Below are 21,821 nucleotides of genomic sequence, written 5' to 3'. Positions count from 1 at the left end.
ATAGAAAGGGTTCATCGACACGATGAATTCTTTTTTTTCATAGACTCTTTTAATTTGCTGAAATTATGATATATTGTTACATAAACGCGTTAAAGAGTTGAAGGGAGAGAGAAACATGAGATATTTAACAGCAGGCGAGTCGCATGGACCGCAACTAACGACCATTTTAGAAGGGGTACCCGCTGGCTTGACGCTTCTAGCTGAACATATTAACACAGAGCTAGCAAGGCGGCAAAAAGGATATGGACGTGGAAGAAGAATGCAAATTGAAAAAGATGAAGTGAATATTTTAAGCGGTGTACGACACGGAAAAACGTTAGGGTCACCGATTACGCTCGTTGTGGAAAATCGCGATTGGAAACATTGGACAAAAATTATGGCGATTGAGCCAGTTGAAGAGGAAGAAGTGAAACGAAAAGTGAGCCGTCCGCGTCCGGGGCATGCCGACCTAAACGGTGCGATTAAGTATGGGCACCGCGATATGCGCAATGTGCTCGAACGTTCGTCAGCCCGGGAAACGACGGTGCGCGTTGCCGCTGGAGCGGTAGCGAAACGCATTTTAGCCGAGCTTGGCATTCAAGTGGTTGGTCATGTACTCGAAATTGGTGGAGTGCGTGCTCAGCATCTTTCGTATTCTTCCTTAGAAGAATTGCAGCGTGTTACTGAAGAATCACCGGTGCGCTGCTTTGATCAAGAAGCAGCGGTGAAAATGATGGAAGCGATCGATGAAGCGAAGAAAAACGGTGATTCGATTGGCGGCATCGTCGAAGTTATTGTCGAAGGGGTACCGGCGGGAGTCGGTAGTTACGTTCATTATGACCGGAAGCTCGATGCGAAAATTGCCGCAGCGATTGTTAGCATCAATGCGTTTAAAGGAGTAGAGTTCGGCATCGGCTTTGAAGCGGCACGACGTCCGGGCAGCGAAGTGCACGATGAAATTATTTGGAACGAAACGGAAGGATTTAAGCGGCGCACGAATCGCGCTGGTGGATTTGAAGGCGGGATGACGACCGGCATGCCGATCATTGTGCGCGGAGTGATGAAGCCGATTCCGACGTTATATAAACCGCTGCAAAGCGTCGATATCGACACGAAAGAACCGTTTGCTGCAAGCATCGAACGTTCCGACAGTTGCGCTGTTCCAGCGGCGAGCGTTGTCGCTGAAGCGGTCGTTGCCTGGGAAATTGCATCGGCGATTGTCGATCAGTTCGGTCAAGATCGAATGGATGTCATTAAAGAAAATGTCGATAACATGCGCCGTTATGCAAGGGAGTTTTAACGATGGAACGAATCAACATTGAAACAAAAACAAAACAATATCCGGTTTTTCTAGGAGAAGGAATCACCGAATCGCTCCCGCATCTATTAGCACAATTATCGTTTCCGAGCGGAACAAAAATCCTGATTGTCACCGATGAAACCGTCGAAGCGTTATATTGTCCAAAGCTTCGTTCCGTTTTATCCCAACAATACGATGTGTACACCTACGTGGTGCCAAGCGGGGAGAGCTCGAAATCATTTGAGAACTATTATGCATGTCAAACAGCAGCGCTTACATACGGGCTCGATCGCCATTCCCTTATCATTGCGTTCGGTGGCGGTGTTGTTGGCGATTTAGCTGGCTTTGTTGCGGCGACGTTTATGCGCGGCATCCCGTACATTCAAATGCCGACGACTTTGCTTGCGCACGATAGCGCCGTCGGAGGAAAAGTAGCGATTAACCACCCGTTAGGGAAAAACATGATTGGAGCGTTTCATCAGCCGGAAGCGGTTATTTATGATATCGCCTTTTTGCGGTCGCTTCCGGAAAAAGAGTTGCGGTCCGGTTTTGCCGAAGTTATTAAGCATGCCCTCATTCGCGATCGTGCTTTTTATGAGTGGCTGAAAAGAGAAATCCATTGCTTAGATGATTTAGAAGGACAAAAGTTGCAGTATTGTATTCACAGAGGAATCCAAATTAAAGCAGGGATTGTCCAGGAAGATGAAAAAGAAACGGGTATTCGTTCCTATTTAAATTTCGGACATACGCTCGGCCATGCGCTTGAGAGTGAGCTTGGTTACGGAACGATCACGCATGGAGATGCGGTCGCAGTCGGCATGTTATTTGCTCTGTTTGTGAGCGAACGTCTGTATGGTGTTTCGTTTCATGACCATCAGTTTTGTTCGTGGTTTCAAACATACGGTTTTCCAACTTCGCTTCCGCCGCATATTTCCCCTGAACAACTATTGCAAAAAATGAAAGGGGATAAAAAATCAAAAGCGGGAACTGTTCGCATGGTTTTATTAAGAGACATTGGAAACGTACAAATTGAAACAATCGAAGATGAACAACTGCTATCGTTACTTCATGAATTTTTGGAAAGAAAGGAAGAAAAAAATGATTAGGGGGATCCGAGGAGCGACGACCATTGAGAAGAATGAGGCGAACGAAATCATCGATGCAACGGAGGAACTGTTGCGGGAAATGATTCGTGCGAACGATGTTAAAGCGAGCGATGTTGCATCTGTACTTATTTCCGCAACAGAGGATGTAACCGCGGCGTTTCCGGCACAAGCGCTTCGCCGCATTGAAGGCTGGACGTACGTACCGGTCATGTGCATGCAGGAAATTCCTGTCCCTCATTCGTTGCCGCGTTGCATTCGCGTCATGATGACGGTTCATACGACGAAGGCACAAGAGGAAATTGCCCATATTTATTTGCGGAACGCCGTCCAACTACGACCAGATTTGTCATTGACAAGAAAAAAGGAATTATAATATGATAGAAACTAAAGTAAGGCATGAGTTGAGTGAGACGAGTATAGGGTAGATGAGAATGAGCGAGTTTAGTTGAGGTAAGCTTTACGTATCAATGAAATGAAATCTACCCAAAGACCATCCGTCTTTGGGTTTTTTTATTCCTCACAACCAGCCTCACAAACCCTCATTCTCCATCCGACAAGACGGAGGAGAGAAGGATGAAAAACTGCAATATCACCACCTTTTTGGAAGATGCCGGCCGGTTTCGAACGATTCCAATTGTGCGCCGCTTTTTTGCTGATGTGTTTGAACCGCTACAAATCTTTGAAAATCTCAAGCAGGAAGCAACGTTTTTATTAGAAAGTAAAGATGAACAATCCCCATGGTCGCGTTACTCGTTTATTGGCTTATCACCGTTTATGACGATTGAAAGTGAGACAGGGCATTCGTTTTCGGTTGTCAATGAACGGGGAGAAGAAATGACAGCTACTTCATCTTTGAAAGAAGCGTTTTTGTATGCAGAACAACAGTTGCGAGTGAAACGGATCGTTACGGAAATTCCGTTTATCGGCGGCGCCGTTGGGTTTTTAGGGTATGATTTGGTCTCTTCCATCGAAAAAGTTCCTTTCCATCCCAATCATGATTTGACAATGAAGGTTGCTCATTTTACATTTTGTGAATCACTCATTGTTTTTGATCATATGAAACGCGAGATCGTTTTCATTCACTACGTTCGTCTCCTTGATAATGACAGCGAACGAATGAAACGGCAGAAATACGAAGCAGGGGCAAAGCGGATTGAGTCATTAATGAAGAAGGCAGCAAGCGGATTGAAGCAGCCAGTATTACCGCTTGTAGATGATGAGCAAGATACGTATGTTTCGTTCGATCGTGTGATGTCGACGTACGATCAAGAAACATTTATAAGAGACGTTGAAAAAATTAAGGACTACATCGCAGCAGGGGATATTTTTCAGGCGGTATTGTCGCAACGATTTACCGTTCCGATTCGCGTAAACGGGTTTCAGTTGTATCGCGTGCTTCGCAACATTAATCCATCGCCGTATATGTTTTACATTCAGACGGACGATATCGAAATTATCGGAAGCTCACCAGAAAAGTTAGTTCAAGTGCAACACGGCCATATGGAAATCCATCCGATCGCCGGAACAAGGAGGAGAGGGAGATCGCCGAAAGAAGATGTACAGCTTGCCGAGGAGCTTTTCAACGATCCGAAAGAACGTGCAGAGCATTACATGTTAGTGGATCTAGCACGCAACGATATTGGAAAAGTTGCGAAATATGGAACAGTCCAAACACCAGTCTTAATGGAGATTGGCAAATTTTCTCATGTGATGCATCTTATTTCGAAAGTAACGGGAGAACTGAAAGACGATGTTCATCCGATCGATGCGTTGTTAGCGGCGTTTCCAGCTGGGACGGTGAGCGGGGCTCCAAAGGTGCGAGCGATGCAAATTTTACAAGAATTAGAGCCGACAGCAAGAAATTTATACGCGGGTACCATCGCTTATATCGGATTTGATGGAAATATCGATTCATGTATTGCGATTCGCACCGCTGTTGTAAAAGACGGTTATGCTTATGTGCAGGCAGGAGCGGGCATTGTTGCTGATTCCGTTCCTGAACTCGAGTGGAAAGAAACGCGCAATAAAGCAAGTGCACTCATCAAAGCGATCGAAAGGGCGGAACGATTGTTTGTGAAAGGAGAGAATCTCTATGTTTAAACAGCTATTAGCCAAATGCATCGAAGGATACACATTAACGGAACAGGAAGCGTATGATGCGATGGGCGCGATTATGTCAGGGGAAGTAACTGCAAGCCAAATAGCGAGTTTTTTGTCTATTTTGCGTTTGCGCGGCGAAACGGTTGAGGAATTAACCGGACTAGCTCGAGGAATGCGCAGCCGGATGATGACGATCCATTATGATGAAGAGGTCATTGATACATGTGGCACAGGAGGAGATGAGGCTTCCACCTTTAATATTTCCACAGCAGCAGCGATTGTTGTTTCATCACTTGGAGTGAAAGTAGCCAAACACGGTAATCGTGCTGTTTCTTCAAAAAGTGGCAGCGTTGATGTACTTGAGGCGCTTCGCATTGATATTCAAGAAACCCCAGAGGAAGCCAAAGAGTCATTGCGCACGAAAGGGTTAGCCTTTTTATTTGCACCGCTTTACCATGCTGCAATGAAATACGCAGCCGCACCGCGCAAAGAAATCGGCTTTCGCACCGCTTTTAATTTGCTTGGACCTCTTGCCAATCCGGCGAGATGTAAGCGGCAAGTTATTGGTGTTTACTCTACACGTTATGCGGAAAAAATTGCCGAAGCATTAGGGCGTCTTGGCTCGTCACACGTTGTGTTAGTAACCGGCAAAGATGGCCTAGACGAATGCAGCATTACGACAGAAACCGATGTCGTCGAATTGAAAAATGGAGAAATTCGCCGTTATATACTAACACCCGAAGAGTGTGGATTGTCGCGCGGAAGTTTGAAAGACATTCAAGTCCATACCGTTCAGCAAAGCGCCGAGTTATTGAAAGCGGTAATGGAAGGAACGGCAAACGAAAGTGCCATTAATATTGTAAGCTTAAACGCTGGAGTTGCTTTGTATGTCGCTGGAAAAGTCACGTCGATTCGCGAAGGGGTAGAGATGGCAAAAGAAGCGATCATTACCAAGCGAGCATTGATGCAATTTCAACGCTTGCAAACGAAAGAGGTCGAAAAATATGCTTGAACAAATTCTCACAACGAAACGAAAGGAAGTCACAACATTAACGTTGCCGTCAACATGGTCGGAGGTGAAACGTGCATCGTTGTCAGCGGCATTGCGAAAACCGAAACGATCGATCGGTCTCATTGCTGAAGTGAAAAAAGCGTCCCCATCGAAAGGATTGATTCGTCCGGACTTTCATCCTGTAGACATTGCCAAAGCTTACGAGCAAGCGGGCGCTGACGCGATTTCTGTCCTTACTGATGTGAAATATTTTCAAGGGCATCGCCAGTACCTGACGGATGTGAAACAAGCCGTTCAACTTCCTGTTCTTCGTAAAGATTTTATTATCGACCGCATTCAAATTGAAGAAAGTGTCAGAATCGGTGCGGATGCCATTTTATTAATCGGTGAAGCTCTTCCTCCAAAAACGTTATATGAGCTGTACAAAGAAGCGTATGAAAAAGGATTAGAGTGTTTAGTTGAAGTGCATAAACGTGAAACGTTGGAAAACATTTTAGCGATATTTACACCGGAAATCATTGGGGTTAATAACCGTGATTTATGCACGTTCGTTACTTCATTAGAGACGACAAAAGAAGTAGTGCCGTTCGTGCCGGCCGACAGCATCATTGTCAGCGAAAGCGGCATCGGTAATGCTTCTGACTTGACAACGGTGCAAACATACGGAGCAAAAGCTGTATTAGTTGGAGAATCGTTGATGAGAAAAGAAGATGTCGGTGCAGCAGTTCATGAACTGTTTCAGGAGGTGGACGGTATTGTCCGTTCTTCTTAAGTATTGCGGAAATCGTTCGGCAGCGGATTTACAAAAAAGTGCAAACAGCGGTGCTCATTATCTCGGATTGATTTTTGCAGAAAGCAAACGGAAAGTAGAGGCGCATGAGGTAAAAAAATGGCTTGAGACGGTATCATTGAACGGAAAACAACTTGTCGGTGTATTCGTTAATGCTTCAGTTGAAGACATTTGTAAGGTTGTGCGCACCGTCCCGCTTTCCGTCATTCAATGCCACGGCAGTGAAACGGTTGAACAAGTAGTAAAAATTAAAGAAGCCACCAATCTTGTTGTTTGGAAAGCGATTCATCACCAAGAAGACGCTCTTGAGAAAATGAAACAATATGCAAGTTTTGTAGACGGCTATGTCGTTGATAGCCGAGTTAGCAGCGCATGGGGAGGAACAGGCATTTCATTCGATTGGCGCCACATTCCATTCTATTTAGAAGAGGCTGAGCGCCAAGCTGTTCCTTGTTTGATTGCTGGCGGAGTGAACCCCGACAATATTGAAGAGCTGCTTTGCTATCGCCCGCATGGCATAGACATCAGCAGTGGCATTGAAAAAAACGGAGAAAAATGTACAAGAAAAATGAAACAGATTGAAGAGAAGGTGAACCGATATGTACAATGTTCCGAATGAGAATGGGAGATTTGGTGATTTCGGCGGTAAGTTCGTGCCAGAAACGCTAATGCTGCCGCTTGAAGAAATCGAGCAGGAATTAACAAAAGCGCTAGCAGATGAACAGTTTAAAGCTGAATTTGTTCATATTTTACAAGAATATTCAGGGCGTCCAACACAGCTGACGTACGCTCCCAATCTGACAGCAAAGCTAAATGGTGCGAAAATTTATTTCAAACGTGAAGATTTAAACCATACAGGTGCCCATAAAATTAATAATGCAATTGGACAGGCGCTGCTTGCAAAACGAATGGGAAAGAAAAAATTAATTGCTGAAACGGGAGCGGGGCAGCATGGGGTCGCAGCGGCAACGGTTGCAGCGCGCTTCGGAATGGAATGCATTGTATTTATGGGAGAAGAAGATATTAAGCGGCAGGAATTAAACGTTTTTCGCATGAAATTATTAGGAGCGGAAGTTGTTCCTGTCTACAGCGGAAACCGGACGCTAAAAGATGCAACAAACGAAGCGATTCGTTATTGGGTCCAACATTGTGACGATCATTTTTACATGATTGGCTCGGTTGTCGGTCCGCACCCATATCCGAAGATGGTGCGTGAGTTTCAACGCATTATCGGCGATGAAGCAAAACGTCAATTTTTAGAGCGTGAAGGAACACTACCGGATGTTGTTGTTGCGTGTGTCGGAGGAGGAAGTAATGCGATTGGTATGTTTTATCCATTTTTAGAAGATGATGTGATACTTGTTGGAGTGGAAGCAGCAGGAAAGGGAGTGGATACACCTTATCATGCCGCCACGATAACAAAAGGAACAAAAGGGGTTATTCACGGCTCTTTGACATATTTGTTGCAGGATGAGTACGGGCAAATCCTTGAGCCATATTCGATTTCTGCCGGTCTTGATTATCCGGGTGTCGGTCCAGAACATGCGTACTTAGCGAGCATTGGCCGAGTGCGTTACGAAAGTGTAACAGATGAAGAAGCGCTTGCGGCGTTCCAATTGGTCGCAAGAGAAGAAGGGATTATTCCGGCGATTGAATCCGCTCATGCTCTGGCAAAAGCGTTTCAAATTGCTGCAATGCTTCGAAAAGATGAGACGGTGCTCGTTTGTTTATCGGGACGCGGTGATAAAGATGTGCAAGCGGTCATGAATGATCTCAAAGGAGGGCTCGACATTGCAACTACTCACAACAGCTAAACCGATGTTTATTCCTTTTATTGTTGCTGGTGATCCACATCCAGATGTAACAATCGAGCTGGCGCTTGCGCTCGAGGAGGCAGGCGCCGATATATTAGAGCTTGGCGTCCCTTATTCTGATCCGCTGGCAGATGGACCGATTATTCAACGAGCAGCGGCACGGGCGTTGCGTCATCGGATGACACTGCAAAAAGCGATGGAGTTAGTGCCTGAGATGAGAAAAAAAGGCGTAAAAATACCAATTATTATCTTTACGTACTACAATCCTGTGTTACAATTAGGAGAAGAATCCTTTTTCGCTTTAGCGCGAAAAAATGGGGTGGATGGCATCCTTATTCCTGATTTACCATTTGAAGAAAGCGAACATATTCGAAAGCGGAGTGCTGAAACCGGGATCTCGTTCATTTCGTTAGTTGCACCGACGTCTAAACGGCGAATCAAAGCGATCGCTTCCCATGCTCAAGGATTTTTATATTGTGTATCATCGCTGGGAGTGACGGGGATTCGTGACACATTGCCGGATGAATTAGGCGAGTTTTTAGAGGAAGTCAAGCGATATAGCCGCGTTCCAGTTGCTGTAGGGTTTGGGATTTCTTCGAGCGAGCAAGTGAACATGCTGAAAGACCGCTGTAACGGTGTAGTGATCGGCAGTGCGCTTGTGCGAAAAATCGAGCAGCTGGCCGATAAGTTGCAGCAGGAAGAGACAAAAACGGATGCACTAAACGAATTTCGCAGCTACGCCCAATCATTGGTTGCACCGTTAGAGTGAAATGTCTTGAACCCGGTGGACAAAGTGCAAATTTTCACAATGGGGTGAGAAAATGAAAATTAAAAATCAGTTACAAGGGTTACCTCCTTATCAGCCAGGAAAACCGATAGACGAAGTGAAACGGCAATATGGGTTAACCAAAGTCATTAAGCTTGCTTCCAATGAAAATCCGTACGGCTGTTCACCATCTGTGAAAGAAGCGATCGCGAAAGAGCTAGATCAGCTTGCCATATATCCAGACGGATATGCGCGCAAGCTTCGCGAAAAAGTCGCCGAACATGTAGGGGTGAACGAAACACAATTGATTTTCGGCAACGGTTCTGATGAGCTTGTACAAATTATTTGCCGCGCCTTTTTATCAGCTGAAACGAACACAGTGATGGCGACTCCGACGTTTCCACAATACCGCCATAATGCGACGATCGAAGGGGCGGAAATTCGTGAAATCCCTCTTGTCGATGGCCGGCACGATCTCGAAGGAATGCTTGCCGCGATCGATGAACAAACTCGCGTTGTCTGGATTTGTAATCCGAACAACCCAACAGGGACGTATGTCAATGAATCAGCGTTATTATCATTTTTACAGAAAGTCCCAAAACACGTTCTCGTCGTGCTCGATGAGGCCTATTATGAATACGTCACAGCGGACGATTATCCAGAGACGGTTCCGCTGCTTCGCCAATATGATAACATCATGATTTTACGTACGTTTTCCAAAGCATACGGATTAGCGGGGTTGCGCATCGGTTATGGCATTGCGAGCGAAACGCTTGTTCGTCAAATCGAACCGGCGCGTGAGCCGTTCAATACATCAATTGTGGCTCAAGCTGCAGCGATTGCCGCTTTAGAGGACCAATCGTTCATCAAAGAATGCGTGGAGAAAAATCGACGAGGGATGGAAACTTTTTATCGCTTTTGTCAAGAAAATGGGTTACACTACTATCCATCTGAAGCGAACTTTATTTTGATTGATTTTGGAATCGAAGGAAACAAAGTGTTTCAATACTTGCTAGAGCGCGGCATTATCGTGCGCTCCGGCAATGCGCTTGGGTTTCCGACTTCTGTACGAATTACGGTTGGCTCCGAGGAACAAAACGCACAAATTTGCGAAGCGTTACAACAAATGATCAAAGAAAAACAGCTTGTATAAACGGACGGATAACGCGCCCATTGCTTATTGGGCAGCAACGGGCGCGCGTAAAAAGAGAAGGTGAAATCGTTGAAAGGAAACATCTTTGTTGTTGGACTTGGATTGATTGGGGGATCGCTAGCGTTAGCGATTAAAAAAGAACATTCAGAGGCTACGATCATCGGATTTGATGTCAATGAAGACGAAGCGAAGTTAGCGCGCTCGTTAAAAGTGATTGATGAAATTGCTGTTTCCCTTGAAGACGGTATGGAGCGCGCCGATGTCATTATTTTAGCGACACCGGTTATGCAAACAGAAAACATTTTAGCTGATATGCTGGAATTTCGCCTCAAGGAAACGGTAATCGTTACCGATGTTGGCAGCACGAAGCAACGAATTGTCAAGCAAGCGGAACGATTATTACAGCGGGGAATTACATTTATCGGTGGTCACCCGATGGCAGGTTCACATAAAAGCGGCGTTACCGCAGCGAGAGCACATTTGTTTGAAAATGCATTTTATGTATTAACACCGACATCAGAAGTTCCTTCCGACAAAGTTGAAAGATTGCAAGAATGGTTGAAAGGAACAAAAGCGCAATTTGTCATTCTTTCGCCGAGAGAACATGATCGAATTACTGGCGTCATTAGCCACTTTCCGCATATTATTGCCGCTAGTCTTGTTCATCAAGCGCAGCAATATGAAAGTGAACATGCGCTTGTCAGCCGCCTAGCAGCGGGTGGATTTCGTGACATTACGCGCATCGCTTCAAGCAATCCGGAAATGTGGCGTGATATTTTCATACATAACAAGGAAGAACTTCTCGCCCTGTTTGACCGTTGGCTGTCGGAAATGAACATGATCCGTTCATTGGTCGAGCAAGAGAACAGCGAGAAAATTTATCATTATTTTTTAACAGCCAAACAATTTCGTGATGGGTTACCGGTGAGAACGAAGGGAGCGATTCCGTCATTTTACGATTTATACGTCGATGTTCCTGATTATCCGGGCGTTATTTCCGAAATTACAGGCTATTTAGCAAAGGAAAACATCAGCATTACGAATATTCGCATCATTGAAACGAGGGAAGAAATTTACGGGGTGCTTCGGCTTAGCTTTCAAAGCGAAGAAGACCGGGCGAAAGCAAAAGCGTGCATCAAGAAGCATACAAATTATGAAACGTACGAAGTGTGAGGAGAGGAGAATCCTATGCAACCATTGCGGACGAATGTCTCGTCGCTGAACGGAACGATTCATGTTCCGGGCGATAAATCGATTTCGCATCGCGCTGTGATGCTGGGAGCGATCGCGAACGGGACAACGAAGATTTCGAACTTTTTAACGGGAGAAGATTGTTTAAGTACGATTGACTGTTTTCGTAAAATGGGTGTTTCAATTACGCAAAACGGAAGTAAAGTCGTTGTCGAAGGAAAAGGAATTAACGGATTACAAGAACCAAAAGAGATTTTAAATGTTGGAAATTCTGGAACCACGACACGATTATTGCTTGGTATTTTGGCTTCCTGCCCGTTTCATGCGTGCCTCATTGGCGATGAATCGATTGCGAAACGGCCGATGGCACGGGTAACGAAGCCGTTGCGCATGATGGGAGCGCATATTGATGGGCGGGATCATGGTAACTATACGCCGCTTTCGATTCGCGGAGGGAGCTTAGAGTCGATTCAATATGAATCACCGGTAGCCAGTGCACAAGTAAAATCAGCCATTTTATTGGCGGGGTTACATGCTCGCGGCACGACGTCCGTTACAGAGCCACACCAATCGCGCGACCACACCGAACGCATGGTGCGATTATTCGGCGGCGAAGTTGTAGTAGATGGTGTAACTGTTTCTGTTACCGGATCACAGCAACTAACAGCGACAAGCATATACGTTCCTGGTGACATTTCTTCAGCTGCCTTTTTCTTAGTGGCTGGTGCGATTGTGCCGAACAGCGAGATCGTCTTAAAAAATGTTGGTTTGAATCCAACAAGAACAGGCATTATCGACGTACTTCAACAAATGGGAGCGGACATTGTAATTGAAAATGTCCGAAATGAAGAAACAGAGCCGCTCGGTGACATTACGATCCGCACTTCCGAATTAAAGGGGACGGAAATTGGTGGTGCCCTCATTCCGCGCCTAATCGACGAAATCCCGATCATCGCCCTGTTAGCTACACAGGCGGAAGGAACGACGGTCATTAAAGACGCAAGCGAGCTGAAAGTGAAAGAGACAAACCGTATTGACACCGTTGTATCAGAGTTACGAAAACTAGGGGCCGATATTGAAGCGACAGAAGACGGGATGATCATTCACGGAAAAACTCCGCTGAAGGCGAATGGAACGATCGTCGATAGCCATGGTGATCATCGCATCGGTATGATGCTGGCTATTGCTGCCTGCATCGCCAAAGGAGAAGTCTTTTTGCAACGCCCTGAGGCGATTGCGGTTTCGTATCCGATGTTTTTTGCGCATCTTCACTCTTTAATAGAATGACGAAAAGGCAAGAAGCCGTGTTACGGTTTCTTGCTTTTTTATTCATATGTTTCTCATTTCCTTCATAGCTTGTCTTAAAAGGAGGGATGAAAACATGCCTTATATTATTGATGAAGCACATTTAGTAAAAAATCAGCGAATTGAGCGCTGCTCATTAGTTGTTGACGGGAATCGCATTGATTACATAAGCGGTCAGACAAAGCAGTATCAATGGATTCGCATGCCGGTAAGAGAATTTTTGCTGACACCCGGGCATGTTATGCTTGACTTTTCTTTTCAACAGCCGCGTACTTTTTCCGAATTTAAGCAATATGTACAGCAACACTTGATTGCAAGAGGATGTACAACATTGCTTGCTGTATGTGATGTTGTATATGAAAAACAATTACCAAAAGCATTACAACAATTGCGACAACATTTATTAAACAGCCCCATTGATTATTTCATCGGTGTGAAGATCCCTCTCCGTACGCTAACTCCATCATTTGTTCGAACATGCAAACGGCTGAAAATTCCAGTCATTTTTATTGACTTGCAAGGGGACGAAGTATTGCACGATATCCCATGGAGCTGGATTTACGAAGCGCTGTATTCGTATCCGCTTACGTTCGTTCCACATTGGATGAACAATGAACGATCAAAAAAGCTAGAAGCGCTCTGGTGCAAGGTGTTATACGCTAATCGCCTGCCATTTGTCCCGTTTTCACTACAAGAGCGTACACCATTGTCGTTAGACGTATTGAAGAAAATTGGTATTTATCCACAAAAAGGAGATCTGCGCATTGGTGGCGAAGTAGATTATAACCTGTATGAGCATGAGTTATTGAGCCGTTTAGTTGCTCAAAATGAGATTGTCGATTATGATAATCATGTTCCTGTTATTACAGTTCATAAAGGAAGACTGTTAAAAGTACAGGAGCAATTCTTTTTCTACCCCGGCTTTGGCAAAGAGCGAACGATTCGCGCGCCGGGAATGTTTTCCGCATACTTTGAGTAAGGAAGGGTTTTATACATGAAACGAATCGACGAAATCGTCCAGCTTGTTGAAAACAGGGAAATTGAAAAAGCGTTAGCGCTCGTTCCAAAAGTAAAAGCGGAATGTAGCGATGAAGAAAAATATATGCTCGCGGAACACTTGTTTTCGTGGGGAATGTTAGATGAAGCTCGCGCGATTCTCGAGGAGCTGGCGCTTCGTTATCCCGATGAAGGAGACGTGTTGCTATTTTTAGCAGAAGTGTATACGGAGCTTGATGAAGAGGAAAAGGCGCTCGACATTTTAGCGGACATTGACGAAGACGACCCGTTGTTTCCACGTGCGTGCTTGCTTGCGGCAGACCTTTATCAAATGCAAGGGTTAGAGGAAGTGAGCGAACAAAAGTTAAAGAAAGCATATGAGAAAATGCCCGATGAGCCGATTGTTCAGTTTGCTCTTGCTGAACTTTATTTTGCGAACGGACATTATCAAAAAAGCATCGACTTTTATCAGAAAGTATTGGAAAAAGAGACGACCATTGCTGGAACATATATTCCACAGCGGATGGCCGAAGCGCTTAGCTTACTCGGAGAGTTTGAACAAGCACTTCCATATTATGAGCAAGCATTACAGGAAAAAGTGGATAGCCATACGTTGTTCGGCTACGGATTTACCGCATTTCAAGCGGAATATTATCAAACCGCCATTGAAAAATTCACAGAACTAAAAACTCTTGACCCAGAATATGTACCATTATATTTGTATTTAGCGAAAGCTTATGAGCATGAGGGACAGCTCGATCAAAGCTATGAAACAGCCAAACAAGGATTGGCGATTGATGAATGGAACAAGGAGTTATTGTTATATGCTGGAAAAATTGCTTTGAAACTTGGAAAAGCGGATGAGGCGGAACCGTTCTTACGTAAGGCAATTGAAATCGATCCAGGATATATTGAGGCACTGCTGACGCTAACAAAAGTATTATTGCATCAAGAACGCTATGAGGACGTAGTTGCTTACATCGAAGAATCGATCAAACAAGGAGAGTACGATCCGCAATTTGAATGGGATTTAGCTCGTGCCAAACATAAGCTAGAGATGTATTCCGATGCATTAAATCATTACCAAGAGGCATATACTTTCTTTAAGAATGACGCCGACTTTTTGGAAGAATATGGTTATTTTCTTATTGAAGAAGGACAGCGCAAGGAAGCAAAAGCCATTTTTCAAGAGATCGTTCGCATCGATCCTACACATACAGAGGCAGCGCATATGTTACTTGAGCTAGAAGAATAATAATGTACGTGTATCGGGGGAACATGACCTCTTTCTTGGAAAACGATAGAGGAGGGAAGCAAATGATGGCCCATGTATCCGTAAATGAGAAAAAGGAGTTTATTCGCTGGTTTTTAAGTCATTATCAACTCAAAAGACGTGAGTGTGTATGGATTTTAAACTATTTAATGAGCCATGACCAGTTGATGCAAAAAGTTCATTTTGTCGAAAATGCTCAATATTGCCCGCGTGGCATCGTTATGTCCACCCATTGTGTGGACGACGTGCCGTTTCGTTTTTATAAAGGAAATGTAATGACAACAGATGCAGAAAAATCATTTCATGACATTCGTTTAAACCGCGATGAAGATATTTATATTCAGCTGAATTTCCGTGCTTCCTTCCATTCGCCGCAATACGTCGCCGTATTAGAAGAAAATCCATACGCACCAAAGCACTTGTATGTAAATGAAAAAGACCAGATGTTAGCAGAACAATTTTTAGAAAAATCGCTCCATGATTTTCAAAAAGAACGCCTAATGAAGCTTATCGATGAGGCATTAGATCGCCAAGATGAAGAAGAATTTAAGCGATTGACAGAAAAGTTAAAACGATTATAACACCTTGCTGCCGGCAAGGTTTTTCTTTTTGGCTGTAAATATGGTATGTTGATAAGGGATGATTTTGTAAAAAAGAGGAGAGAATGAATGTGAAGTGGACCGTCAATGATGTGGAATTGTATTTAAAAGAAAAAGACTATATTGATACCGCGGTGATTCCGCTTATGCCGCTTTCGCTTTCTAGCGGAGCGAAGGCTACTGCTTCTGTGGGGGAATTCGTTCAACTGTTGACAGGGGAACTGGAGCGACAATTAAAAGGACGGCTATTTTTATTACCACCGTTTACTTATTTCGTGACGGAACGACATGAGGAGCGAGTTCGGCGACTAGCAGAATGGACAAGAGAATTAAAGGAAAACGGTATGAAACACGTGTTTTATGTAGCGTGCGACCGTGAATGGAAGGAAGCAGAATCCAAGCTGGAAGGGACGCTTTTTTCATTGCCGATGATTCCGTTTTATGATATGGACGAAACGTACAAGCAACAAGTCATTCACGAACAAATATCTCAATTGTTAAGCGCATTCATTTCGCAATGGACATAGATGGATATTTTTTGAATGTTAGCGATTACACTGATGATAATATTGACCTTGTCGGCGTCTTGAGCTATCATTAGAATGTCCTAGTTTTATATGTGTTATACGATTCTGTCCGGATGGACTTAACTTTGTATAGAGGGGGGAAAACGATGAGCAACAAACATCGGGTGTCTAGACGTCAATTTTTAAACTACACGTTAACAGGTGTTGGCGGATTTATGGCTGCTGGAATGTTAATGCCGATGGTGCGTTTTGCACTCGATCCGATTCTAAAGGAAGAAGCTGGTGCAGAGATGGTACCGGTGGCGCAAGTAAAGGATATCACGACAGAGCCTCAACGCTTTGACTTTAAAGTCAAAGTGAAAGACGCATGGTATGAATCGGAAGAGCCGAAATCTGCGTGGGTGTATAAGAATGAGAAAGGCGATATCGTCGCATTATCTCCAATCTGTAAACATCTTGGCTGTACGGTCAACTGGAACGCTGATAAAGAACACCCAAATCAGTTTTTCTGTCCGTGTCACTATGGACGTTACACAAAAGATGGTACCAACGTTCCGGGAACACCGCCTATGCATCCGTTAGACCGTTACGAATACAAGGTCAAAGACGGCAAATTATACTTAGGTAAAGCGAAACCACGAGGGGGGGCGTAATACGTGTTAAATAAGATTTATGACTGGGTGGACGAACGTCTAGATATTACGCCTTTGTGGCGCGATATCGCTGACCATGAAGTTCCGGAACATGTGAACCCGGCACACCATTTTTCTGCGTTTGTTTACTGTTTTGGCGGATTAACATTCTTTGTCACGGTCATTCAAATTTTATCTGGAATGTTTTTAACGATGTATTATGTTCCGGATATTAAAAACGCTTGGGAATCTGTATATTACTTACAAAATGAAGTCGCGTTCGGGCAAATTGTACGCGGTATGCATCACTGGGGAGCAAGTCTCGTTATCGTCATGATGTTTTTACATACATTACGTGTCTTTTTCCAAGGTGCGTACAAAAAACCACGTGAGTTAAACTGGATTGTCGGCGTATTAATTTTTATGGTTATGATGGGACTTGGCTTTACAGGATACTTATTGCCTTGGGATATGAAAGCGCTATTCGCGACAAAAGTAGGTTTACAAATTGCAGAGGCAACTCCTGTCATCGGAACAGCGGTGAAAACGTTACTTGCTGGTCACCCTGAAATCGTCGGTGCCCAAACGTTAACGCGTTTCTTTGCGATTCATGTGTTTTTCTTACCGGGAATATTGCTGGGGTTAATGGCTGCCCACTTCTTAATGATTCGCAAACAAGGGATTTCTGGTCCGCTGTAAAATGTACAGGCTGTTCATGAGAGCCTATGAGAAAAAGGAGGGGAACATATGCATCGCGGAAAAGGGATGAAATTTGTCGGCGATTCCCGCGTTTCTGCCGTAAGAAAGCCGAATATTCCGAAAGACTATTCGGAATATCCTGGGAAAACAGAAGCGTTTTGGCCGAACTTCTTATTAAAAGAATGGATGGTCGGTTCCGTCTTTTTAGTCGGATTTTTATGCTTAACCGTTGCTCATCCGTCTCCATTGGAACGTATCGCTGATCCAACCGATACGTCGTATATTCCGCTTCCAGACTGGTATTTCTTATTCTTGTATCAATTGCTCAAATATTCGTATGCGTCAGGTCCTTATACGGTGGTTGGCGCTATTATTATACCGGGCCTTGCCTTTGGTGCTTTGTTGTTAGCGCCGTTTTTAGATCGTGGACCGGAGCGTCGTCCGACGAAGCGGCCAGTGGCGGTAGGAATGATGTTGTTAACGCTTGCTGCAATGATTTTCCTTACTTGGGAGTCAGTTGTTACTCACGACTGGAAAAAAGCGGCTGAACAAGGGAAAATTCGTGCACAAGTGGAAATTGATAAAAACGCCGAAGGATATAAAATTGCTCAAGCCAATACATGTACAACATGTCATGGCGAAAACCTTTCTGGTGGAGCAGCAGCACCTTCACTTGTTGGCACAGGCTTAAAACCGGAAGAAATCGCGAAAATTGCGAAAAACGGTAGAGGTAACATGCCACCGGGCGTCTTTAAAGGTACAGACGAAGAGTTGAAAAAGCTTTCTGAATTTATCGCAGGATTAAAAGAAAAATAATGATACACAACAGAAAAAAAGCTGGCTACTGTTAGTCAGCTTTTTTCTTTACGGCTACATAGAAAGTAGGTGTAACATATGAAGTGGATATTTCCTTTCCTTATTCATCGTTCCGTTTTATGGATGTTATTGATTGTTAATATCATCGGAACTGTTTATGGATACATATGGTATGGTAACCAATTATCTGAAACTCCCGCGAAATTTTTATTATTCGTTCCTGATAGTCCGACGGCCAGTTTATTTTTTGTATTCGTGCTTATTGCTTTTTTACTGAAACGAAATTGGCCGCTAATGGAAGCGTTGGCAATCGTGACATTGTTTAAATACGGCATTTGGGCGGTTGTCATGAATATATTAGTATGGAAGGTAACTGGAACGCTTGATCCGATTGCTTGGATGCTCATTTTATCACACGGGGCGATGGCGATCGAAGGGATCGTGTACGCGCCATTTTATCGTATAAAATGGCCACATTTAGCCGTTGCCGCGATATGGACCTTACATAATGATGTCATTGATTATGTGTTTCGTATGTTACCGCGATATAGTGTCCTTGAACAATATATTCCACAAATCGGCTACTTCACATTTTGGTTAAGCATTGCTTCCATTAGTATTGCATATGTTCTATGTGTTCGAAACGATCGCCTTCACTTTCCGTTAAAATAATGGTCTACTCTTGTCCACCTCCTCATACATTGATAGTAGTTAGCGGAGGAGGGACAAGAATGAGGCGAATATCGCTATTGTTTATGATAATAATATGTTTATTTCCGATCATTACTTACGCTGCTTCCGATCAAGCAGGCTGGGAAAAGCTTGATCAAATTTCCGATACAGCATTACAGCTGGCAAAAAACGAACGCTTTGAGGAAGCGAAGGAAGTACTCACATATTTTTCGAAAGAGTTTTTGAAATTGCATGCCCGTGAACAACTTAAATCGGCGGATGAGCTTCGTGCCATTACGATTACCCATGAAGGTGCCTTAAAAACGCTTACTGCATCCACATTGCCAACAGAAGAACGCATTGACAAGGTCATCCAATTTCGGCTTGTTGTGGATGCCATTCATTCGACTCATCAACCACTTTGGTCGGAAATGAAAGAACCTATTATGGAGGCGTTCCAACAACTCAAGCAAACAGTTGAGAGAGGAGAACAGCAAGCATTTGAAACATCCCTTCAGCAGTTTTTAAATCAATATGAAATCATTGAACCAAGTGTAAAAATTGATGTTGAGCCAGAATGGGCCAAGCAAGTGGATATCGACTTACAGCGGTTACAAACTCCGCAATTCCGGCAACTAAGTCAAGATGAGCAAATGAAACAACTGAATGATATGGAACAACACTTGCAAGCGGTATTTGACCATGTGAAAAAAGATGAAGCAGACTCATCATTATTATGGGTAATGATTTCTACAGGAAGCATCATTATTTTAACGTTAACCTACGTCGGTTGGCGCAAATATCGCGGTGAAAAAGAAAAAAATCGGACACATGAGCAAGAATAAAAGTAACGTTTTATACGCGACGCTAAAAGGGGCTGCGCTAGCCCCTTTCGTAATATTCTTTGGTAACCATATTTCTCAATAAAAGACTAATTTTCAATCGGTCGTTTATTTTCATCAAGAGTAAAGCCCTCGCCCAGCACATCGTGTACATCGCTCACCGCTACGAATGCATGAGGGTCAACAGAAATAATAACGCTTTTTAAGCGCGGCAATTCATTTTTAGCGACGACGCAATACAATACATCGCGGTCGCGCTTCGTATATGAACCCCTTCCTTTTAATATCGTTACCCCTCGTTCCATTTCCGTCAAAATTTTATTCGCGATTTCTTCACTTTTTTCCGAAATAATCGTCGCTCCTTTTGCCGCATATCCTCCTTCTTGCATAAAATCGATCACGCGAGCAGCGACAAAGACAGCGACAAGCGTATACATCGCTTCACGATAGGAAAGGTATAAAAGCAGCGAAAGAGTAATCACGACGGCATCGAACGTAAACATCGTTTTTCCCATGCTGATGCCTTTATATTTATAAATAAGCCGAGCAATAATATCGACACCACCTGTCGTTCCGCCGTAACGAAAAATAATTCCAAGTCCAATTCCAATAAATACGCCGGCAAATAACGCGGCTAACGTTAAATCATGCTTGAGCGGCATATGAATCGTATAGCGCTGAAAAATCCAGAGAAAAAGCGATAATCCCACTGTTCCGATAATCGTATATAAAAACGAATTGCGACCAAGCAATTTCCATCCGATAAAAAACAGAGGAACGTTGAGCACCAAATTTGTAATCGATGGATCAATCCCAAACAGGAAATAAAGAAGCAGCGTAATGCCGGTAAATCCCCCCTCAGCCAAATTATTTTGCATATTAAAATGGACAAGCCCAAATGCAAAAATCGCAGCACCAAGTAAAATAAAAAAGATATTTTTTATTTTCAGCCCGAAAACCATAATCACCCTCCATATATCCAGAAATAGTTGGCGCCCTTAATTATAGAGGAAGTTTTTCATACAAGCAATGTAGCGCAAAAATATTTGTCAAAACCCTCTCTTTTAGCTAACATGAAAGAATGAGAGGTGACATTCATGCAAGAAAAAACGATGAAACAGCTTCAACAAGAAGTCGATGCGTATATTAGTCAATTTAAAGAAGGATATTTTAGTCCGCTTGCCATGCTAGCAAGACTGACAGAAGAGCTTGGGGAATTAGCTCGTGAAGTGAATCATTATTATGGTGAAAAACCGAAGAAAAAGACGGAGAAAGAAAAAACGATTGAGGAAGAATTAGGGGACTTATTATTTGTACTCATTTGTTTTGCCAATTCACTTCACATCGACCTTCAACAAGCTCATGATCTAGTTATGGAAAAATTCCGTACGCGTGATCAACATCGCTGGACAAGAAAAGAGGAATAGGAGTGGAAAAATCATGCAAACGATTAAAGTAGTTGTGGCAGGCCCGCGTGGACGTATGGGACGAGAAGCGGTCTCTCTTGTTCATCATACTGATCATTTTGAACTTGTCGCTGTAATCGATCGTATCAATGATGGTGGAAATTTGGCAAATATCGATGGTTTTGCTGGGATTGAAGCTCCGATTTTCACCGATATTGAACGCTGCTTTCAAGAAGTGAAGCCGGATGTTCTTATTGATTTGACAACGCCGGAAGCCGGAAAAAAACATACGGAGATTGCTTTGCAATATGGAGTTCGTCCTGTTGTCGGTACGACCGGCTTTACGGAGGAGGACTTGGAGCGGTTAACAAAATTAGCGGAGGAAAAAGGACTTGGAGCGATTATCGCCCCGAATTTTGCAGTTGGTGCGATTTTAATGATGAAGTTTGCCCAAATGGCAGCGAAATACTTTACTGATGTTGAAATTATCGAGCTGCATCATGATCAAAAACTTGATGCCCCGTCTGGAACAGCGGTGAAAACTGCCCAATTGATTTCCATGGTGCGACCAACGAAAAAACAAGGACATCCAAATGAAAAAGAAACGCTTGAAGGCGCACGCGGAGCTACGTATGATGGGATTCCAATTCATAGCGTTCGTCTCCCGGGTCTTATCGCGCATCAAGAAGTCATTTTCGGCGGTCATGGACAAGTATTAACAATTCGCCATGACTCGTTTCACCGTGCTTCATTTATGTCCGGAGTAAAGCTTTCCGTTGAGACGGTGATGAACTTACATACTCTCGTGTACGGTCTTGAACATATTATTGAATAATCAATGGA

At 43.8% G+C, this 21,821-nt stretch carries 24 protein-coding genes; 23 read left to right on the top strand and 1 reads right to left on the bottom strand.

What is annotated here, in order from left to right:
• Positions 1-115 precede the first annotated feature (115 nt).
• The 21 genes from aroC (at position 116) to ypjB (ending at position 19,575) form a co-directional block, all read left to right on the top strand.
• The gene (gene aroC / locus ISX45_RS09005; RefSeq protein ID WP_194520557.1) at positions 116-1,279 is read left to right on the top strand and encodes a chorismate synthase; all 1,164 of its coding nucleotides are present in this window, start codon (positions 116-118) and stop codon (positions 1,277-1,279) included.
• A gap of 2 nt (positions 1,280-1,281) precedes the next feature.
• Positions 1,282-2,385, top strand: coding sequence for a 3-dehydroquinate synthase (gene aroB / locus ISX45_RS09000; protein ID WP_194520556.1), 1,104 nt, complete (start codon positions 1,282-1,284; stop codon positions 2,383-2,385).
• Positions 2,378-2,758: a chorismate mutase gene (gene aroH / locus ISX45_RS08995; RefSeq protein WP_194520555.1), complete on the top strand. Its 381-nt coding sequence runs from the start codon at positions 2,378-2,380 to the stop codon at positions 2,756-2,758. The genes aroB and aroH overlap by 8 nt, the downstream gene beginning before the upstream one ends.
• Positions 2,759-2,958: 200 nt before the next feature.
• Positions 2,959-4,485, top strand: coding sequence for an anthranilate synthase component I (gene trpE, locus ISX45_RS08990; protein WP_194520554.1), 1,527 nt, complete (start codon positions 2,959-2,961; stop codon positions 4,483-4,485).
• Complete coding sequence (trpD, locus tag ISX45_RS08985) at positions 4,478-5,497, top strand: anthranilate phosphoribosyltransferase (protein WP_194520553.1); 1,020 nt, start codon at positions 4,478-4,480, stop codon at positions 5,495-5,497. The genes trpE and trpD overlap by 8 nt, the downstream gene beginning before the upstream one ends.
• Positions 5,490-6,269 (top strand): indole-3-glycerol phosphate synthase TrpC, encoded by a 780-nt coding sequence (trpC, locus tag ISX45_RS08980; RefSeq protein WP_181555902.1) that lies wholly within the window; start codon positions 5,490-5,492, stop codon positions 6,267-6,269. Before trpD ends, trpC begins: the two co-directional genes overlap by 8 nt.
• Positions 6,253-6,906 carry a phosphoribosylanthranilate isomerase gene (locus ISX45_RS08975; RefSeq protein ID WP_407649736.1) on the top strand — a complete coding sequence of 218 codons (654 nt, stop codon included), beginning with the start codon at positions 6,253-6,255 and terminating at the stop codon, positions 6,904-6,906. The genes trpC and ISX45_RS08975 overlap by 17 nt, the downstream gene beginning before the upstream one ends.
• Positions 6,887-8,101, top strand: a complete 1,215-nt coding sequence (gene trpB / locus ISX45_RS08970; protein ID WP_194520551.1) for a tryptophan synthase subunit beta — start codon at positions 6,887-6,889, stop codon at positions 8,099-8,101. Before ISX45_RS08975 ends, trpB begins: the two co-directional genes overlap by 20 nt.
• Before the next feature lie 4 nt (positions 8,102-8,105).
• Complete coding sequence (trpA, locus tag ISX45_RS08965) at positions 8,106-8,870, top strand: tryptophan synthase subunit alpha (RefSeq protein WP_228485718.1); 765 nt, start codon at positions 8,106-8,108, stop codon at positions 8,868-8,870.
• 52 nt (positions 8,871-8,922) lie between these two features.
• Positions 8,923-10,020 carry a histidinol-phosphate transaminase gene (gene hisC / locus ISX45_RS08960; protein ID WP_194520550.1) on the top strand — a complete coding sequence of 366 codons (1,098 nt, stop codon included), beginning with the start codon at positions 8,923-8,925 and terminating at the stop codon, positions 10,018-10,020.
• A 69-nt stretch (positions 10,021-10,089) separates the two neighbouring features.
• Positions 10,090-11,193 (top strand): prephenate dehydrogenase, encoded by a 1,104-nt coding sequence (locus tag ISX45_RS08955; RefSeq protein ID WP_181555907.1) that lies wholly within the window; start codon positions 10,090-10,092, stop codon positions 11,191-11,193.
• Positions 11,194-11,208: 15 nt separating this feature from the next.
• Positions 11,209-12,498 (top strand): 3-phosphoshikimate 1-carboxyvinyltransferase, encoded by a 1,290-nt coding sequence (aroA, locus tag ISX45_RS08950; RefSeq protein ID WP_194520549.1) that lies wholly within the window; start codon positions 11,209-11,211, stop codon positions 12,496-12,498.
• 94 nt (positions 12,499-12,592) lie between these two features.
• The gene (locus ISX45_RS08945) at positions 12,593-13,495 is read left to right on the top strand and encodes a hypothetical protein (RefSeq protein ID WP_194520548.1); all 903 of its coding nucleotides are present in this window, start codon (positions 12,593-12,595) and stop codon (positions 13,493-13,495) included.
• Between the two features lie 15 nt (positions 13,496-13,510).
• Positions 13,511-14,767 (top strand): tetratricopeptide repeat protein, encoded by a 1,257-nt coding sequence (locus ISX45_RS08940; protein ID WP_194520547.1) that lies wholly within the window; start codon positions 13,511-13,513, stop codon positions 14,765-14,767.
• A 65-nt stretch (positions 14,768-14,832) separates the two neighbouring features.
• Positions 14,833-15,366, top strand: coding sequence for a ReoY family proteolytic degradation factor (locus ISX45_RS08935; RefSeq protein ID WP_181556109.1), 534 nt, complete (start codon positions 14,833-14,835; stop codon positions 15,364-15,366).
• Between the two features lie 83 nt (positions 15,367-15,449).
• Positions 15,450-15,911: a YpiF family protein gene (locus tag ISX45_RS08930; protein ID WP_228485683.1), complete on the top strand. Its 462-nt coding sequence runs from the start codon at positions 15,450-15,452 to the stop codon at positions 15,909-15,911.
• 146 nt (positions 15,912-16,057) lie between these two features.
• Positions 16,058-16,564 carry a Rieske (2Fe-2S) protein gene (locus ISX45_RS08925; RefSeq protein WP_181555912.1) on the top strand — a complete coding sequence of 169 codons (507 nt, stop codon included), beginning with the start codon at positions 16,058-16,060 and terminating at the stop codon, positions 16,562-16,564.
• A gap of 3 nt (positions 16,565-16,567) precedes the next feature.
• Positions 16,568-17,242 (top strand): menaquinol-cytochrome c reductase cytochrome b subunit, encoded by a 675-nt coding sequence (qcrB, locus tag ISX45_RS08920; RefSeq protein WP_181555913.1) that lies wholly within the window; start codon positions 16,568-16,570, stop codon positions 17,240-17,242.
• 48 nt (positions 17,243-17,290) lie between these two features.
• Entirely contained in the window at positions 17,291-18,058 is a 768-nt protein-coding gene (locus ISX45_RS08915; RefSeq protein ID WP_181555914.1) for a menaquinol-cytochrome c reductase cytochrome b/c subunit, read from the top strand.
• Positions 18,059-18,136: 78 nt separating this feature from the next.
• The gene (gene lhaT / locus ISX45_RS08910; RefSeq protein WP_181555915.1) at positions 18,137-18,730 is read left to right on the top strand and encodes a lipoprotein heptaprenylglyceryl N-acetyltransferase LhaT; all 594 of its coding nucleotides are present in this window, start codon (positions 18,137-18,139) and stop codon (positions 18,728-18,730) included.
• A 59-nt stretch (positions 18,731-18,789) separates the two neighbouring features.
• Positions 18,790-19,575, top strand: coding sequence for a sporulation protein YpjB (gene ypjB / locus ISX45_RS08905; RefSeq protein ID WP_194520546.1), 786 nt, complete (start codon positions 18,790-18,792; stop codon positions 19,573-19,575).
• Between the two features lie 86 nt (positions 19,576-19,661).
• Here the strand turns inward: ypjB and ISX45_RS08900 are convergent, their stop codons facing one another.
• On the bottom strand, positions 19,662-20,534 hold the full coding sequence (locus tag ISX45_RS08900) for a YitT family protein (protein ID WP_181555917.1): 873 nt from the start codon (positions 20,532-20,534) through the stop codon (positions 19,662-19,664).
• A 135-nt stretch (positions 20,535-20,669) separates the two neighbouring features.
• Here ISX45_RS08900 and ISX45_RS08895 point away from each other — a divergent pair, with 135 nt between their 5' ends.
• Both ISX45_RS08895 and dapB read left to right on the top strand, forming a co-directional pair.
• Positions 20,670-20,999: a nucleotide pyrophosphohydrolase gene (locus tag ISX45_RS08895; protein WP_181555918.1), complete on the top strand. Its 330-nt coding sequence runs from the start codon at positions 20,670-20,672 to the stop codon at positions 20,997-20,999.
• A 13-nt stretch (positions 21,000-21,012) separates the two neighbouring features.
• A complete protein-coding gene (gene dapB, locus ISX45_RS08890) occupies positions 21,013-21,813 on the top strand; it encodes a 4-hydroxy-tetrahydrodipicolinate reductase (protein ID WP_194520545.1) in 801 nt (266 codons plus the stop codon).
• Positions 21,814-21,821: the final 8 nt, after the last annotated feature.

The organism is Thermaerobacillus caldiproteolyticus, from assembly GCF_015326725.1.
In the GTDB taxonomy this organism is placed as follows: Bacteria; Bacillota; Bacilli; order Bacillales; family Anoxybacillaceae; genus Thermaerobacillus; species Thermaerobacillus caldiproteolyticus.
Note: the sequence above shows the minus strand (reverse complement) of the source record. Positions and strands in the feature narration are given on the sequence as shown.